The sequence below is a fragment of the Chelatococcus composti genome (genome assembly GCF_014201415.1).
GTDB lineage: Bacteria > Pseudomonadota > Alphaproteobacteria > Rhizobiales > Beijerinckiaceae > Chelatococcus_A > Chelatococcus_A composti.
Genome location: NZ_JACHEH010000001.1, coordinates 159,192 through 174,232, shown reverse-complemented (window position 1 = coordinate 174,232; position 15,041 = coordinate 159,192). Strand labels below are relative to the sequence as shown.

Annotated in this window: 17 protein-coding genes and 1 tRNA gene; 9 read left to right on the top strand and 9 right to left on the bottom strand. The window is 68.0% G+C overall.

Going from position 1 to position 15,041, the window contains the following annotated elements; translation table 11 throughout:
* Window positions 1-221: 221 nt before the first annotated feature.
* Window positions 222-1,895 carry an MFS transporter gene (locus HNQ73_RS00910; RefSeq protein ID WP_183332170.1) on the top strand — a complete coding sequence of 558 codons (1,674 nt, stop codon included), beginning with the start codon at window positions 222-224 and terminating at the stop codon, window positions 1,893-1,895.
* An 89-nt stretch (window positions 1,896-1,984) separates the two neighbouring features.
* Here the strand turns inward: HNQ73_RS00910 and HNQ73_RS00905 are convergent, their stop codons facing one another.
* From HNQ73_RS00905 to HNQ73_RS00895, 3 genes are all read right to left on the bottom strand, one after another.
* Window positions 1,985-2,341 (bottom strand): hypothetical protein, encoded by a 357-nt coding sequence (locus HNQ73_RS00905; RefSeq protein WP_183331344.1) that lies wholly within the window; start codon window positions 2,339-2,341, stop codon window positions 1,985-1,987.
* A gap of 204 nt (window positions 2,342-2,545) precedes the next feature.
* A complete protein-coding gene (locus HNQ73_RS00900; protein WP_183331342.1) occupies window positions 2,546-2,845 on the bottom strand; it encodes a hypothetical protein in 300 nt (99 codons plus the stop codon).
* A gap of 201 nt (window positions 2,846-3,046) precedes the next feature.
* A tRNA-Thr gene (locus tag HNQ73_RS00895) sits at window positions 3,047-3,122 on the bottom strand.
* 106 nt (window positions 3,123-3,228) lie between these two features.
* On the opposite strand from HNQ73_RS00895, the gene HNQ73_RS00890 reads away from it, so the two are divergent.
* From HNQ73_RS00890 to infA, 3 genes are all read left to right on the top strand, one after another.
* Entirely contained in the window at window positions 3,229-3,435 is a 207-nt protein-coding gene (locus tag HNQ73_RS00890; protein ID WP_183331341.1) for a hypothetical protein, read from the top strand.
* Between the two features lie 183 nt (window positions 3,436-3,618).
* Entirely contained in the window at window positions 3,619-3,876 is a 258-nt protein-coding gene (locus HNQ73_RS00885) for a glycine zipper domain-containing protein (protein WP_183331339.1), read from the top strand.
* A 619-nt stretch (window positions 3,877-4,495) separates the two neighbouring features.
* A complete protein-coding gene (infA, locus tag HNQ73_RS00880; RefSeq protein ID WP_183331336.1) occupies window positions 4,496-4,771 on the top strand; it encodes a translation initiation factor IF-1 in 276 nt (91 codons plus the stop codon).
* Between the two features lie 45 nt (window positions 4,772-4,816).
* Here the strand turns inward: infA and HNQ73_RS00875 are convergent, their stop codons facing one another.
* Window positions 4,817-5,128, bottom strand: coding sequence for a hypothetical protein (locus tag HNQ73_RS00875; protein WP_183331334.1), 312 nt, complete (start codon window positions 5,126-5,128; stop codon window positions 4,817-4,819).
* A 317-nt stretch (window positions 5,129-5,445) separates the two neighbouring features.
* On the opposite strand from HNQ73_RS00875, the gene HNQ73_RS00870 reads away from it, so the two are divergent.
* Window positions 5,446-6,369: an MBL fold metallo-hydrolase gene (locus HNQ73_RS00870; protein ID WP_183331332.1), complete on the top strand. Its 924-nt coding sequence runs from the start codon at window positions 5,446-5,448 to the stop codon at window positions 6,367-6,369.
* A 139-nt stretch (window positions 6,370-6,508) separates the two neighbouring features.
* Window positions 6,509-7,282, top strand: coding sequence for an NAD kinase (locus HNQ73_RS00865; RefSeq protein WP_183331330.1), 774 nt, complete (start codon window positions 6,509-6,511; stop codon window positions 7,280-7,282).
* A gap of 6 nt (window positions 7,283-7,288) precedes the next feature.
* Here the strand turns inward: HNQ73_RS00865 and HNQ73_RS00860 are convergent, their stop codons facing one another.
* Window positions 7,289-8,512: a DUF2336 domain-containing protein gene (locus HNQ73_RS00860; protein WP_183331328.1), complete on the bottom strand. Its 1,224-nt coding sequence runs from the start codon at window positions 8,510-8,512 to the stop codon at window positions 7,289-7,291.
* A gap of 190 nt (window positions 8,513-8,702) precedes the next feature.
* On the opposite strand from HNQ73_RS00860, the gene HNQ73_RS00855 reads away from it, so the two are divergent.
* Together HNQ73_RS00855 and HNQ73_RS00850 are read left to right on the top strand one after the other, a co-directional pair.
* Window positions 8,703-9,194 (top strand): MaoC family dehydratase, encoded by a 492-nt coding sequence (locus tag HNQ73_RS00855; RefSeq protein WP_183331326.1) that lies wholly within the window; start codon window positions 8,703-8,705, stop codon window positions 9,192-9,194.
* A 4-nt stretch (window positions 9,195-9,198) separates the two neighbouring features.
* Entirely contained in the window at window positions 9,199-10,074 is an 876-nt protein-coding gene (locus tag HNQ73_RS00850) for an HpcH/HpaI aldolase/citrate lyase family protein (protein WP_183331325.1), read from the top strand.
* A gap of 68 nt (window positions 10,075-10,142) precedes the next feature.
* Here HNQ73_RS00850 and HNQ73_RS00845 read toward each other — a convergent pair whose 3' ends face one another.
* Complete coding sequence (locus HNQ73_RS00845; protein ID WP_183331323.1) at window positions 10,143-10,748, bottom strand: flavin reductase family protein; 606 nt, start codon at window positions 10,746-10,748, stop codon at window positions 10,143-10,145.
* A 4-nt stretch (window positions 10,749-10,752) separates the two neighbouring features.
* Window positions 10,753-11,325, bottom strand: coding sequence for a nitroreductase family protein (locus HNQ73_RS00840; protein WP_183331321.1), 573 nt, complete (start codon window positions 11,323-11,325; stop codon window positions 10,753-10,755).
* Between the two features lie 247 nt (window positions 11,326-11,572).
* Here HNQ73_RS00840 and HNQ73_RS00835 point away from each other — a divergent pair, with 247 nt between their 5' ends.
* A complete protein-coding gene (locus HNQ73_RS00835) occupies window positions 11,573-12,457 on the top strand; it encodes a hypothetical protein (protein ID WP_183331319.1) in 885 nt (294 codons plus the stop codon).
* A gap of 131 nt (window positions 12,458-12,588) precedes the next feature.
* Here HNQ73_RS00835 and thrS read toward each other — a convergent pair whose 3' ends face one another.
* Window positions 12,589-14,580, bottom strand: coding sequence for a threonine--tRNA ligase (thrS, locus tag HNQ73_RS00830; protein ID WP_183331317.1), 1,992 nt, complete (start codon window positions 14,578-14,580; stop codon window positions 12,589-12,591).
* A gap of 50 nt (window positions 14,581-14,630) precedes the next feature.
* Entirely contained in the window at window positions 14,631-14,999 is a 369-nt protein-coding gene (yidD, locus tag HNQ73_RS00825; protein ID WP_183331315.1) for a membrane protein insertion efficiency factor YidD, read from the bottom strand.
* Between the last annotated feature and the right edge of the window lie 42 nt (window positions 15,000-15,041).

The window sequence follows — 15,041 nt, the reverse complement described above, 5'->3', positions numbered from 1 at the left end:
TTCCGCACTGCGAGCAGTGGCGGAAGCGGCGCGGGGGGCTGTCCCCGCCGAATGAGGGAAAGCCCGTTGTCGGGCGGCCGTGGGCGCCAGATCCACCGATCGTCTCCTCGATCGCAAGACCGCGCGGCAGGGGGTCGGAGGTCCGGCTGCCGCGCGGCATTGTTTGCCGCCCTCGGCCGGCCGCAGGTCATGGAACGTTCCAGGGAGCCTCGGCCATGAGCATGGCAAACGCAACGGCCACGGGTGTAAAGACCCGTGCGATGAGCCGGGAGGAGAAGAAGGTCATCTTCGCCTCCTCGCTCGGTACCATCTTTGAATGGTATGATTTCTATCTCTACGGCTCGTTGTCCGCGATCATCGCCGCGCAGTTCTTCTCCGGCGTCAATCCTACCGCAGGGTTCATCTTCGCCCTGATGGCCTTTGCCGCCGGCTTCGCCGTGCGGCCGTTCGGCGCGCTCGTCTTCGGCCGCCTCGGCGATCTCGTCGGCCGCAAGTACACGTTCCTCGTCACCATCGTGCTCATGGGCATGTCGACCTTCATTGTCGGCATCCTTCCGAGCTACGCGACATGGGGCCTGCTTGCACCGGTCATCCTCATTGTGCTGCGCCTGGTGCAGGGCCTGGCGCTCGGTGGCGAGTACGGCGGCGCGGCAACCTACGTGGCTGAACATGCGCCGCAGGGCCGGCGCGGCTACTACACCAGCTTCATCCAGACGACGGCGACGCTCGGCCTCTTCCTGTCGCTCATCGTCATCCTGGGCACGCGCACCTATGTGGGCGAGGAAGCCTTCGCGGCGTGGGGCTGGCGCATTCCGTTCCTGATCTCGATCGTGCTGCTGGGCATCTCCATCTGGATCCGCCTGCAGCTCCAGGAATCGCCCGCCTTCAAGCAGATGAAGGAAGAGGGCACGCAGTCCAAGGCGCCGCTGACGGAGGCCTTCGGCACGTGGAAGAACGCCAAGGTCGCCCTGCTCGCGCTCTTCGGCAGCACGGCGGGTCAGGCGGTGGTCTGGTACACTGGCCAGTTCTACGCCCTCTTCTTCCTCACCCAAACGCTCAAGGTCGACGCCGCAACGGCGAACATCCTCATCGCCCTGTCGCTCGCCATCGGCACGCCGTTCTTCATCGTCTTCGGCTGGCTCTCCGACAAGATCGGCCGCAAGCCGATCATCCTCGGGGGATGCCTCATCGCGGCGATCACCTACTTCCCGCTGTTCAACGGACTGACGAAGTTCGCCAACCCGGACCTTGCGGCGGCCCAGGCCAGCGCGCCGGTCACGGTCATCGCCGATCCGTCGGAGTGCTCGTTCCAGTTCAACCCGGTGGGCACGGCGCAATTCCGCTCCTCGTGCGATATCGCCAAGAGCTTCCTCGCCCGCAATTCGGTGAACTACTCAAACGAGGCGGCGCCTGCCGGCACGATCGCGCGGGTCAAGGTCGGCGACCAGGTCATCGCCTCGTTCGATGGCAAGGCGGTCGACGACGCCGCCTTCAAGGAGCAGAGCGCGGCCTTCAACGCCAAGCTCACCGAGATGATCCGCGCCGCCGGCTACCCGGCCAAGGCCGATCCGGCGAAGATGAACACAGTTGCCATCGTCGCCATCCTGACGCTGCTCGTCATCTTCGTGACGATGGTTTACGGGCCGATCGCCGCCCAGCTCGTCGAGCTCTTCCCGACGCGCATCCGCTACTCGGGCATGTCGCTGCCCTATCACATCGGCAACGGCTGGTTCGGCGGCTTCCTGCCGACGACCGCCTTCGCCATGGTGGCCGCGACGGGCGACATCTACTACGGCCTCTGGTACCCCATCGCGATCGCCCTGATGACGTTCGTCATCGGCCTGCTCTTCGTGCCCGAGACGAAGGATCGCGACATCTTCAAGTACGAGAACTGAACCCCAGCCAGTCTCGGAAAGACGAAAGGCTCCGCCGGTCTCCCGGCGGAGCCTTTCGTCTTGGCGGGGTCGTCTTGGCGGGCGGGCAGTCAGTCGCAGACCGTGACGCGGCGCATGCGCCAGCCCCAGCCGTCCACCCACACCCGGCGGGTCTTCACGAAGCATTCCGGCCCGTAGTCGTAGTAGACCGGCCCCGGCCCGTAGGCATAAGGCGGCGGACCGTAGTCGTAGACGGGCACGGGATAGCCGTAGGCCGGCCGTGCCGCCGAGGCGGCCAGCGCGCCGACGGCGAGGCCGCCAATGATGCCTGCAGCCACGGCCGCTCCCGGGTTGCCGCGGCGCCAGCGCGCCTCGGCCTCTCCGGTGGTGGCGGCGAAGGCGCCAGCCAGCGTCAAGCCGGCAAGGCCGAGCGCCGCGACCTTTCGAGCCTTGAACGGGAACGTCATGGTTCTTCTCCCAAAACGGGAGTGCCGGGCACTCCCTTCAGAGCGATCGCCAGGATGCTAGTTCCGTGCGGCTGAACGCCGGATGAACCGTCCCTGTTCCCATTCATCGGCCGTCACTGCGGCAATTTCCGGACGATGGAATAAAGAAGAACGCCGACGAGGAGGTCGCCGGCGTTCTCGCGTTGACGGCGGAGCACACGCGGATTACTCGCAGACCGTGGTGCGCCGCGTGGTCCAGCCATAGCCGCGCACGAAGACGCGCTCGCGAACCTTGTAACAGTAGGGGCCGTCGACATAGACCGGCGCCGGATAGGCATAGGAGGGCCGGGCCGCCGAGGCCGCGAGCGCGCCGAGGGCAAGGCCGCCAATGACACCGGCGGCCACAGCCCCGCCGTAGCGGCCGCGCCAGCGCGCCTCGGCCTCGCCGGTGGTGGCGATTATGCTCGCGCCGATGGTGACGCAGGCCAGCGGAATGGCGAGAAATTTCAGGGTCTTGCGGTTCATCGTTCCATACTCCGGTTGCATCCGTTGCATCGAGGATGTTTGCGCAGATCGGATGTGAGGGAACTGTGCCCTCATGCCGGGCAGGAAGGCGTGCGTCGTCGCACGCGTCATCGGCGGCAGGCCGCCCGAAAGCAGCACCCTGCCGAAACACACAATTCTCGTCGGCGTGGACAAGCGGCAGAACGGGCCGGAAGATGAAGATGGTGCCGGTTGTCAGACTCGAACTGACGACCTACCGCTTACAAGGCGGTTGCTCTACCAACTGAGCTAAACCGGCGCTGGACCCGCATTTCGGCTAACAGGCTTCGCCACCTGCCGCAAGAGGCAATGGCTGCCGGTCCGCAGGCGGGAGACCGCGCGAGCGCACGAAGGTCCGGGAATATATGGCTGTCGATCGGTCCGACCTGTCGGAGGAGGAATGGGAAGCCCTGCAGCGCCTCAACCGCGGCGCGCCGGAGGCTGACTTCATCCCGCCGCTCATGCGCGACCTCCTCCTCAATCTCGGGCTCGCCGTGGCCCGGCCGCAGCGCATCGTCATCAGCGACCTGGGCAAGAAGCTCATCCGCCTGCACCGCGACGACCGCAGGTGAGAACGGCGCGTCGGCCCCAGAACTGACGCAAACACACGGCAAGAGAGAAACCGCACTGTCCTGGAACCCAACAGGCAGATGATGCGTTTTGCTTTTCGGAAGCACGCATGGCGGAAGCACTCATGCACTGCACGACGAGCGGCTTCCCCAGAAAGCACCAGGAAGATCCGAAAGGATGACCACATGACGAAATATATTGTCTGCGCCGCTGTGGCCCTCACCCTTGCTGCGTGCAACACTCCGGAGGAACGCGCCGTAGGGGGCGCGCTCATCGGCGGGGCGGCCGGTGCAGCTGTCGGCGGCGCGGCGACTGGAACAGCCGGCGGCGCTGTCGTGGGCGGCGCCATCGGTGCGGCCGGCGGCGCCATGGTGGGCGCTGCGACAGGGCAGCAGTGCGAGACCTACTACTATCGCGGGCGCCGCTATCGCGAGTGCTACTGAGCGAAAAGGCCCGCGAAGGCTGCTGATCGTCGCCCGCAAGGCATCCGCCGCTGTGGGCGACGTCACTTCGGCCACGCAAAACCAGCCGTCCCATAGCGCGCAGACCGTCGCACCCCGCGCGAGCCCATACCCTGCACCCGGCACGGAGGCGAGAGATGGACGAAAAACCTGAACTCACTCCGCGCGAAGCCAGGCAAGGGCGGCTCGGACGGCCTGTCCTCATCATCCTGCTCGCCAGCCTTGCCCTCGCCGTGCTCGCCTGGCTCGTTCTGTAGCGCAGACGTGATGAGGCACGGGCATCCGCGGCGACGCTTTTGTTGGCGCGGATAGGGCAATCCGTGCTATGAGCACCGCGTGGCGCCCTCCGGCCAGCCTCGTGCCTCTCAGGCACCCGGATGCTTCGGTCGTGTTCCTCGATCGCCCGGTGGCGCCGTCATTGGCAAGCCGCACAGTCCAGGAACCGCTCAAGGGCGCGCCGCACGGCGGGCTGTCGGCCATCGGCTCATGCGAACCGTACCGCGCTCGTCATGAGCCTTGCGGCCTGCGCATCGCCGCCCCCCCGGGCGCCGGCGCTGCTGCCGCAGCGGAGAGAGCCTCCGCGTTCTGAAAGGAAGAGCTGTTGTCGAAAGAAGATACCATCGAGTTCGAAGGCACCGTTATCGACGTACTGCCTGACGGCAAGTTCCGCGTCGTCCTCGAGAACGACCACGAGATCCTGGCCTACATCGCCGGCCGCATGAAGCGGCACCGCATCCGCACCCTCGCGGGCGACCGGGTGACGGTCGAGATGACGCCCTACGACATGGACAAGGGCCGCATCACCTTCCGCCACAAGACCGACAGCGGTGCCGGCCCCGGAGCCGGACGCCGCGGCCCCCCGCCACGGCGGCGCTGAAGGGGCGCCCCGCCCCTTTTCCGCCTGGCTGCGCGCAGCCGGCGCCTACCTGCGATCGCCCGAGATGCGGCGCGCTTCGACATGCCGCTCCTCCTCGCGGTGCACGATCGTGTACTCGGCATCAATCACCATGTCGTCGGCGCGCCCCGCCGGGCGCGGCCCGCGCCACTTCATCCACAGGTGATAGCCCAGCCCCGCGACCACCACGACCGGCAGCACGACGAGAAAGACGCCGGCTGCAACGATGGCGAGCGTGACGACGAGCGCCAGCCCCACCGCAGCGGCAAGCCACAATTGCCAGCGGGACAGACGCAGGATTCGTATCTGGGGGCCGAAACGGGGATCATACCCCTGCATGCTCTGATCCTTCTCAACCTCTGGCCGCGAGCTCATCACGCCCTGCCGGCGAGAATATGATGGCGCGAGGCGGCGTGCGCCAGCAGCGCGGCATTTCGTCCATGCGCCCCCAAAGAGTCACCCACAAGGGTCACACACTTGTGACGCGACCGCGGATCGACCCTCAGTGCGGCCTTGTGGACCATATTGGTCTGCCGGCCGGACGCGCGTTCTTCCGGCAGCCGGATTGCCGGACAGAATCAATTGCCATGGGGAGGGAAAGTGCCATGCTGGATCGCCGCAGTCTGCTCGTCTCGGCTGCCGCAATCGGAAGTGCGATGACTGCCCCTGCCTCCGCCCAGACGCTGCCTGCCTCCACTCCTGTCGAACCCGACCGTCAGGCGCCCGGCTTCTATCGCTACAAGGTGGGGGATCTGATGGTCACGGCCGTCACCGACGGGGTCGCCCACCGTCCGGTCGAGGGGCTCGTCCGCAATGCGGAGCCCGGCGAGGTGCAGGGCGCGCTCGACTCTGCCTTCCTGCCGCGCGAGACCATCACCATTCCCTTCACCACGCTCGTCATCGACAGGGGCGGAAAGCTGACGCTCATCGACACAGGCAACGGCGATTCGGGCGCGCCGACCAGCGGCCAGTGGATGGCGAACTTTCGCGCCGCGGGCTTTGACCCGGCCGCGGTTGAGACCGTCATCATCAGCCATTTCCACGGCGATCACATCAACGGGCTCAGGCTGAAGGACGGCACCGCCGTCTTCCCCGGCGCCGAGGTGCTGGTGCCGGAGGCCGAATGGGCCTTCTGGATGGACGACGCCAAGATGGCTGCGGCGCCGGAGGGAATGAAGGGCGCGTTCCAGAACGTGCGCCGCGTCTTCGGCCCCATCGCGAAGGAGGTGAAACGTTTCGCGCCCGAGAGCGAGGTCGTGCCCAACGTGACCGCCGTCGCCGCCTATGGCCACACGCCCGGCCACATGGCCTTCGTCATCTCTGCCGGCAACGGGCAGCTCATGGCGCTGAGCGACACCACCAACCACCCGGCCCTCTTCGTCCGCAATCCCGACTGGCAGGCCGTCTTCGACATCGACGGCGAGATGGCGCGCCAGACGCGCCGCCGCCTGCTCGACATGGTGGCGAGCGAGCGTCTGCAGGTGGCCTTCTACCACGCGCCCTTCCCGGCGACCGGCCACATCGCCCGTGACGGCAACGGCTTCGCCTTCGTGCCCGTGGCGTGGAGCCCCATCATCTGAGAGCGGCACGCCGTCCCCTTTCCGAACCGCGCGAGCCAACTGGACGCGGCGCCCCGTTTGCGGCTATGGCTCTCATCCCCGCCGATCCAGACGCCGGGCGCCGCCCGCGTCGCTTCGGCTCGCCAGGACAGGGGCGCCCATGGCCCGCCGATTCGGTAAGATTGCCATCGTCGCAAGCGACACTCCCGAGGCCCAGCAGGCCGCGGCCAGCCTCGTTGCACGCTACGGCACACACCCACCGGAGGAAGCCGATGTGATCGTCGCCCTGGGCGGCGACGGCCTGATGCTGCAGACGCTGCACCGCTTCATGGGCACGGGAAAGCCGATCTACGGCATGAACCGCGGCTCCGTCGGCTTCCTGATGAACGAGTTCCACGAGAACGACCTCGTCGACCGGCTGGAGCACGCCGAGCGCAGCGTGGTGCATCCCCTGCTGATGATCGCGCACGACGCGACCGGCAAGCCGCACCAGGCGCGCGCCATCAACGAGGTCTCGATGTTGCGCCAGACCTATCAGGCGGCCAAGCTGCGCGTCTCGGTGGACGGCCAGGTGCGGCTCGAGGAGCTGACAGCCGACGGCCTGCTCGTCGCCACGCCGGCGGGCTCAACCGCCTACAACCTCTCCGCCAACGGGCCGATCCTGCCCCTCAACGCCCCGCTGCTCGCGCTGACGCCGATTTCGGCCTTCCGCCCGCGGCGCTGGCGCGGGGCGCTCCTGCCGGATCACGCGCGGGTGCGTGTCGACGTGCTCGAGGCCGACAAGCGCCCCGTCAGCGCCGTGGCCGACCATACGGAGTTCCGCTCGGTGACGCGGGTCGACATCGCCATGGACCGCAGCGTCGACCTCGTCATGCTGCACGATCCCGGCCACAGCCTGGACGAGCGTATCCTGCGCGAGCAGTTCGGCTACTGAAGGCGTTCAGGCAGCGATCATCCCCGGCGCCGGCCGCTGCCGGTCGATGACCGCCCGGTCTGCCTCAATCAGCGCGCCGAGCGCCGCATTCTCCACAAGCAGCGCCGTGGTATCGCGAGCTTCCTCGCGCGCCACTTCCGCCTCGAAGCGCCGAAGCAGCGCGGTCAGCGCGTCGCCGTCGGCCTCGCCGCGCAAGGCGCAGGCGTCGATCACCCGCTGCAGGATTGGCTGGCGAAGGCCGATGGGGTCGCCATCGCTCTGCCCCTGTCGGGCGAACGATCGGCAGGCGCTCCATGCGGCGAGGAAGGCCGGCCGCAGGGCGTCCGGGATGCCGGCACGCTCCAGGAGGGCCCCCCGCCCCCTGCCCCGCTCGTCAGCGGCGAGCGCCGCGACACGCCCGGACGGGACATCGGCGAGCTCGGCCAGCGCCCAGATGAACAGCCGCTCCTCCCCGCTGAGAAGCCCGCGCAGCAGCAGGCGCGGCGTCAGCCGTCCCTCCGCCCGCAACAGCCGCACGAGCGCAGCGAGGGCGGCATCGTCCCGTTCCGCGGCAGCGATCATGAGCGTCGCCCTTTCGCAGGCCTCGCGCGCCGCGCCTTCCGCCCGCTCCGTGCGGAGCCAGCGCCGGCGGGTGACGAAAGCCGTCAGCTGCTCGGCCACGGCCGCGGCGATCCGCTGGCGCACCGCGGCCGGCAGGCCGGGCCGCGCCAGCAGTGCCTCGCGCAGGGCGGGCAGCTTCGCATGGCGCTCAAGCATGCGGTGCATCAACTGCTCGGGCAGCACTGCGGTGTGATTGTCGGCGAGGGCAACGAGCGCATCCGGCGCGCCGACGGAAGCGAGCGCCGAGGCCACGGCGAGCGGCAGGCCCGGACGCACGGCAATGGCCGTCTGGGCGAGCGCATCGCCCGTCTCCACGCAATCGACGAGATCGGAGGCCAGCAGCACCGGCGAGCGGGCGAGGACGAGCGCGGCAACGTCGCTCTGATCGCGCGCAAGAGCCAGCACGAGATGGCGCGGCACGTCGAGTTCCGCACCGAGCTCGCGCGCGATGGCGCGACGCACGGCCGCCGACGTGTCGTCGAGAAGGCTGAGCAGCGCCGCCTCCGCCTCCCGCCGCTCCTCGGGCGAGAGCCGGGCCGAGACATAGGCGCGCGCGAGCGCCCCGGCGCCCTGTGCCCGCTCGCTCGCCGAGGCGGAGCGAACCCAGAGCAGAAAGCGGCGGATGATCATTGCCCCAATCCCAAGCCGTGGGTGCGGCCGGAGCCCCGCCGGCCCGCACATCCACCAAAGCCGTATTTGCAGATCGCAGGCCTTCCCGAGCCATGGAAAACGGGAAGACTGCGATTTGCCTCGCCTCGCAGCATGGGGCGGTTATGGTAAACGAAGTCTGAACAACGCACCCGGAGGGAAGCTCAACGTCATGACGGCGCAGGCAAACGGCAGTCCGCACCCGCGCGGCGGTCTCTATTTCGAGGACTTCAGCGTCGGCCAGCTCATCCGCCACCGCCTCACGCGAACCGTGACGCAGATGGACAACATGCTGTTCTCCAACATGACGCTCAATCCCCAGCCGCTGCACATCGACGCGCATTTCTGCGCCACCGAGACCGAGTGGGGCCGGCCGCTCATGAATTCCCTGTTCACCCTCGGCCTGATGATCGGCATTTCGGTGAATGACACCACGGTGGGCACCACCATCGCCAATCTCGGCATGACGGACGTGCGCTTCCCCGCGCCCCTCTTCGAGGGCGACACCATCAGCGTGACCACGGAGGTGGTCTCCGTGCGCAGCTCAAAGTCGCGCCCGGACGCCGGCATCGTCGAGTTCCTGCACCGCGCCTACAAGCAGGACGGGACGCTCGTGGCCGAATGCCGGCGGCAGGCCTTCATGCGCAAGCGCCCGACGGTGTGACGCCATGCGCTCGCTGCTCTTCGTTCCCGGCGACAGCCGCAGGAAGCTCGACAAGGCGCTGACAGCCGGGGCGGATGCCCTGATTCTCGACCTCGAGGATTCCGTCGCACTCTCGGAGAAGGCGTCTGCCCGCGCCATCACTGCCGACTTCCTGCGCGAGGTCGCGCCGCAGCCGGCGCGGCCGCTGCTCTACGTGCGCATCAATGCGCTCGACAGCGGTCTGAGTGACGACGACCTCGACACCGTCATGGCCGCCGGACCCGACGGCATCGTGCTGCCCAAGGCCGCCGGCGGCACGGACGTGTCCCACCTCGGCGCCAAGCTCGCGGTGCGCGAGGCCGAGTTCGGCCTCGACGACGGCAGGACGCGCATCCTCGCCATCGCGACGGAGACGGCCCAAGGCGTCTTTGCCCTCGGCACCTACGCCGGCGCGAGCCAGCGCCTTTGCGGCCTGGCCTGGGGAGGGGAAGATCTCTCCGCCGATCTCGGGGCCGAGACGAACCGCCTGCCCGACGGCCGCTATGCGGAACCCTACCGCCTCGCCCGTTCTCTGACCCTGATGGGTGCGGCAGCGGCGGGCGTCGATGCGGTCGACGCTGTCTTCACCAACTTCCGCGACCTCGACGGGCTCGCCGCCGAATGCGAGGCGGCGCGCCGCGACGGTTTCGTGGCCAAGATGGCGATCCACCCGGCCCAGGTGCCGGTCATCAACGCCGCCTTCACGCCGACGCCAGAGGCGGTGGCCGAGGCGCGCGCCATCGTGGAAGCCTTCGCGGCCAATCCCCAGGCCGGCGTGCTCGCCGTGCGCGGCGAGATGGTCGACCGTCCGCACCTCAAGCGTGCCGAGCGGCTTCTGGCGCGGGTGCCGAAGAACGGGTGAAAACCCTGCGTTGGTGCCCGACCCCTCCATTCCGGGCAAGGGAGCGGCCGGACCGGGCCTGACGCTTCTCAGGCGCCCTTCGGCCGCACCAGGGAAAACACCTCGTCCACGACGCTGTAGTCGTTGTAGCCGAGCCGGGCAATGGGCTGCATGGCAGCCGTGTCCACGAGCCCGTTCCTGATGAAGCGGTCGTCGATGTAGACGCCGACCACCTGGCCCAGCACCAGCCAGCGATCGAGCGCGCGACCGTCCAGATCCTCCAGCCGGATGATCTGCAGGCGCTTGCACTCCAGCGCCGCCGCGATGCCGCGCACCCGCGGCGGCTTGACGAAGTGCGATGGCTCCGGCTCGAGCCCTGCCGCCTCAAACTCGCTGACGCCGCGCGGCAGCGGCGCCGAGGTCGCATTCATCGCCTCGCGCAGCGGATAGGTGGCGATGTTGCAGACGAACTCGCCCGTCTCCGCGATGAAGGCGAGCGAATCCTTCTGCCCCTCGCTGGAAAAGCCGACGATGGGCGGATGGGTCGAGAAGGCGTTGAAGAAGCTGTAGGGCGCGAGATTTGCCTCGCCCCGCTCACTGAGGGACGAGATCCAGCCGATCGGCCGTGGCGCGACGAGCGCCTTGAAGGGATCGTGCGGCAGCCCGTGGTCGCAGGCGATGGCATCGTAAATCATGGTCTCACTCGCCGAAACGGGTGACGATGGCGGAGAGGTCCGGCCGCGGCCGGTCAGCCGGCTTCTCGCTCGCCGTGCCGATGTGGACGAAGCCGGCGATTCGCTCGTCCGGAGCGAGGCCGAACGCATCGAGCACCCGCCGGTCGTAGGCGCACCATCCGGTAACCCAGCTCGTCGCGAAGCCCATGGCATTGGCGGCGACGATGAGGTTCATGCACACGGCGCCCGCCGACAGGACCTGCTCCCACTCCGGGATCTTGGGATGCGGGGCCGCGCGCGAGACGACAGCGACGACGAGCGGCGCGGCCGTCATGCGCTCGCGCTCGGCGGCGAGGCGCTTCTCGTCCGCCTCCGGATTATCGGCGGCGAAGGCGGCGGCGATGATCTGCGCGGCCTTCTCGCGGGCCTCGCCCGAGAAGACGATGAAACGCCACGGGGCGAGCTTGCCGTGATCGGGCACGCGAGCAGCGATGGTCAGGAGCGTCCTCAGTTGCTCCTCGCTCGGCGCCGGGCCCTGCATCTGGCGGGCCGGCACGGATCGGCGCGCGCTGAGGAGTTCGATCGTTGCATTCGACATCGGCTCTTCGCTCCGGGCTGGAACTGGCTGAAAAAGCGTCGCTTCGGCGCACTTGCCCGTCGCTGTCATCGCGGCTTCGCCGCCCGGCGTCAACGCCGCCGCGCGCATGCCGGCCGTGCGCCGATGCGTCTGCACGAGGCCCGCGCCATGACCCCGTGCCACCTTCCATTCACAATTGGGTGGCAACTCCCGCCAGGGACGCCTATTGAAGGCTCTGCCGGATGTTCACGAACGGAATGCGAGCAACGTGATCAAGGTCCTCAATCGTTGGAGCGCGGGCGCCCTCGTGGCCGCCGGCCTGACGTTCCTCGCGGCCGGCGCCCAGGCCCAGATGCCGCCCCGACTGCAGAACGTACCGCCACCGCAGCTCCAGGACACGCAGGGCACGGCAACGCTCTATCTGAGCGCCGTGTTTTCCGGCGAGACCAAGCCCATCGGCGACGGACTCGTCTGGCGCATCTATGCCGACGCGCCGAACGGCGAGGATTTCCAGCTGATGGTGAAGTCGGAGGAGGCCTCCCCCGCCATCACGCTGCCCAAGGGCGACTATCGCATCCATGCCGCCTATGGCTTCGCCAGCGCCACACGCCGCGTATCCCTGATCCGCGACACCGTGGAGCGGCTGACGATCTCGGCCGGCGGTCTGCGCATCCGCGGCGCGGTGGGCTCGCAGCCCATCCCGCCAGACAAGCTGACCTTCTCGGTCTTCGTGCCGATCGGCAACAACGACGAGGGGCGCCTCGTCGTCGAGAAGGCGCGCTCGGGCTCCGTGGTGCTGCTGCCGGAAGGCACCTACCACGTCGTTTCCAACTACGGCGATTCCAACGCCCTGATGCGGGCCGACCTCAAGGTCGAGAGCGGCAAGCTCACCGACGCCACGCTCAATCACCGCGCCGCCACGGTGACGCTGAAGCTCGTGCGCACCGCAGGCGGGGAGGCCTTCGCAGGCACGGCCTTCAGCGTCCTCACCCCCGGCGGCGACGTCATCCGTGAGGAGATCGGCGCGTTCCCCTCCTTCGTCCTGGCCGAGGGCGAGTATGTTGTCATCGCCCGCCACGAGGGGCAGGTCTACACGCGCGAGTTCACCGTCGAGAGCGGCCAGGACCGCGACATCGAGGTGGTGGCGCGCTAGCAGCGCCGGCGCGGACCCGTAACCGGGCGCTGCCAACGCGGCCAGACAAACCTCGGCCTCTCTCGAGGGAGGAGAAAGACAATTCCCCCTCCCCTGCCGGGGAGAGGGAATGCGTTCTCTCAGGCCGCTTCTCAGGCCACGGCCTGCTGCGGCGCCGCGGCTGCGGCGCGCTCGCGGCGGATGTCGGGCGGCACGGCCTCCTCGACGAGCGAGGCGAGCGCCTCGTCCAGCGTCATCGACACCTGTTGCTGCGAGCCGAGGCGGCGGATGGAGACTGTTCGCTCTGCAGCCTCCTTCTTGCCGACGACGAGAAGCACCGGCACCTTGGCGAGCGAATGCTCGCGCACCTTGTAGGTGATCTTCTCGTTGCGCAGGTCCACGTCGCCGCGCAGGCCCGCCTTCTTGGCCGCCTTCAGCACCTCGACAGCGTAGTCGTCCGCATCGGAGGTGATGGTGCAGACCATGAGCTGCTGCGGCGCAAGCCACAGCGGGAAGTGACCGGCAAAGTGCTCGATGAGTATGCCGGCGAAGCGCTCCATGGAGCCGCAAATGGCGCGGTGCACCATCACCGGGGTCTTCTTCTGCCCGTCCTGGTCGACGTAGAAGGCGCCGAAACGCTCGGGCAGGTTGAAGTCCACCTGCGTCGTTCCGCACTGCCAGTCGCGGCCGATAGCGTCACGCAGCACATACTCGAACTTGGGCCCATAGAAGGCACCCTCGCCCGGGTTGATGCTCGTCTTGATGCGCCCGCCCGACTGGGCGGCGATCTGCTCGAGCACCCGGCTCATCACCTCCTCGGCGTGGTCCCACAGGGCGTCGGAGCCGACGCGCTTCTCCGGGCGCGTCGAGAGCTTGACGACGATCTCCTCGAAGCCGAAGTCGGCATAGGTCGAGAGAATGAGATCGTTGATCTTCAGGCACTCCTCGGCGAGCTGCTCCTCGGTGCAGAAGATGTGCGCGTCGTCCTGCGTGAACGCGCGCACGCGCATCAGCCCGTGCAGCGCGCCGGAGGGCTCATAGCGGTGCACCGCGCCGAACTCGGCGAGCCTCAGCGGCAGGTCGCGATAGGACTTCAGCCCGTGCTTGAAGATCTGCACGTGGCCGGGGCAGTTCATGGGCTTGATGGCAAAGACGCGCTCGTCCTCCGTGTGCTCGCCGGCCGATGTGGCCGCGAACATGTTCTCACGATACCAGCCCCAGTGGCCCGAGATCTCCCACAGCGACTTGTCGAGGAGCTGCGGCGCGTTCACCTCCTCGTAGTCGGCGGCGAGGCGCCGGCGCATGTAGCTGATGAGGTTCTGGAACAGCGTCCAGCCCTTCGGATGCCAGAAGACGGTGCCGGGCCCCTCCTCCTGGAAGTGGAAGAGGTCCATCTCCCGCCCGAGGCGACGGTGGTCGCGCTTCTCGGCCTCCTCGAGCTGCCTGAGATAGGCGTCGAGGTCGTCCTGTGTAGCCCAGGCGGTGCCATAGATGCGCGTCAGCATCGGGTTGTTGGAATCGCCGCGCCAGTAGGCACCGGCCACCTTCATCAGCTTGAAGGCGGTGCCGATCTTGCCCACGCTCGTCATGTGCGGGCCGCGGCACAGGTCCAGCCACTCGCCCTGCCGGTAGATCTTGAGCGTCTCACCCGGCGGGATGGCGTCGACCAGCTCGACCTTGAACGCCTCACCCTTCGTCTCGAAATAGGCGCGCGCCTGCTCGCGCGACCAGACCTCCTTGGTGAAGGGGGCATCGCGGGCGATGATCTCGCGCATCTTGGCCTCGATCGCCGGGAAATCCTCCGGCGTGAAGGGCTTCTCGCGGTAGAAGTCGTAGTAGAAGCCGTTCTCGATGACCGGGCCGATGGTCACCTGCGTGCCGGGAAAGAGAGTCTGCACCGCCTCGGCCAGAACGTGGGCGCAGTCGTGCCGGATGAGCTCGAGCGCGCGCGGGTCCTCGCGCGAGATGAACTCGATCTTCGCATCGCGCGTGATCGGGTCGGAAAGGTCGGTCAGGGTGCCGTCGAGCACCATGGCGACCGTGCGCTTGGCCAGCGACTTCGCGATGCCTTCGGCGACTTCGCGCCCGGTGATGCCGTCGGGAAACTGGCGCGTGGCGCCATCGGGGAAGGTCAGCGTAATCATCAACAGTCTCCCGCTCACTCCTGCAAACGGCGGCAGGTAAGCGCTTGTTCTCAGGGTTTTCCGGACTGGTTTCCGTCAGGCGGCGAGGCAGCGTCGCCGTCCGGTTCGACGGCCTCGCAGACGAAAGCCGGCGGCGCATTGACGCCGCGCCAGCGCCCGTAGGTCCACGGCTTATACCAGGCGCTCGCCGGCGGCAACGCCTCCGGCACGAGATCGATGCCGCTCGTGCCGAAGGGCGTGCAGCGGCAGATGCGGGCAACACCCATCCATCCGCCGGCCCAGAGGCCGTGCCGCTTGATGGCCTCGTCGGTGTAGCTCGAGCAGCTCGGCCAGTGACGGCACTGACGCCCGACCAAGGCGGACAGCGTGAGCTGGTAGCCACGAATAACAAGATGCGCTATCCACTGACCGGGATTCATGTCTCTCGCCGTCGGGAATCGCCTTCCTTTGGGCCGCGCTCG

What these genes read in the sequence shown, in the direction of transcription:
- HNQ73_RS00905 (WP_183331344.1), bottom strand. Translation starts at nt 2,341, where the DNA reads ATGACGTTCCCGTTCAAGGCTCGAAAGGTCGCGGCGCTCGGCCTTGCC.
- HNQ73_RS00860 (WP_183331328.1), bottom strand. Translation starts at nt 8,512, where the DNA reads ATGATCATCCGCCGCTTTCTGCTCTGGGTTCGCTCCGCCTCGGCGAGC.
- HNQ73_RS00850 (WP_183331325.1), top strand. Translation starts at nt 9,199, where the DNA reads ATGCGCTCGCTGCTCTTCGTTCCCGGCGACAGCCGCAGGAAGCTCGAC.
- HNQ73_RS00875 (WP_183331334.1), bottom strand. Translation starts at nt 5,128, where the DNA reads ATGCAGGGGTATGATCCCCGTTTCGGCCCCCAGATACGAATCCTGCGT.
- yidD (WP_183331315.1), bottom strand. Translation starts at nt 14,999, where the DNA reads ATGAATCCCGGTCAGTGGATAGCGCATCTTGTTATTCGTGGCTACCAG.
- HNQ73_RS00865 (WP_183331330.1), top strand. Translation starts at nt 6,509, where the DNA reads ATGGCCCGCCGATTCGGTAAGATTGCCATCGTCGCAAGCGACACTCCC.
- HNQ73_RS00900 (WP_183331342.1), bottom strand. Translation starts at nt 2,845, where the DNA reads ATGAACCGCAAGACCCTGAAATTTCTCGCCATTCCGCTGGCCTGCGTC.
- HNQ73_RS00910 (WP_183332170.1), top strand. Translation starts at nt 222, where the DNA reads ATGGCAAACGCAACGGCCACGGGTGTAAAGACCCGTGCGATGAGCCGG.
- HNQ73_RS00890 (WP_183331341.1), top strand. Translation starts at nt 3,229, where the DNA reads ATGGCTGTCGATCGGTCCGACCTGTCGGAGGAGGAATGGGAAGCCCTG.
- HNQ73_RS00840 (WP_183331321.1), bottom strand. Translation starts at nt 11,325, where the DNA reads ATGTCGAATGCAACGATCGAACTCCTCAGCGCGCGCCGATCCGTGCCG.
- HNQ73_RS00845 (WP_183331323.1), bottom strand. Translation starts at nt 10,748, where the DNA reads ATGATTTACGATGCCATCGCCTGCGACCACGGGCTGCCGCACGATCCC.
- HNQ73_RS00855 (WP_183331326.1), top strand. Translation starts at nt 8,703, where the DNA reads ATGACGGCGCAGGCAAACGGCAGTCCGCACCCGCGCGGCGGTCTCTAT.
- HNQ73_RS00885 (WP_183331339.1), top strand. Translation starts at nt 3,619, where the DNA reads ATGACGAAATATATTGTCTGCGCCGCTGTGGCCCTCACCCTTGCTGCG.
- thrS (WP_183331317.1), bottom strand. Translation starts at nt 14,580, where the DNA reads ATGATTACGCTGACCTTCCCCGATGGCGCCACGCGCCAGTTTCCCGAC.
- HNQ73_RS00870 (WP_183331332.1), top strand. Translation starts at nt 5,446, where the DNA reads ATGACTGCCCCTGCCTCCGCCCAGACGCTGCCTGCCTCCACTCCTGTC.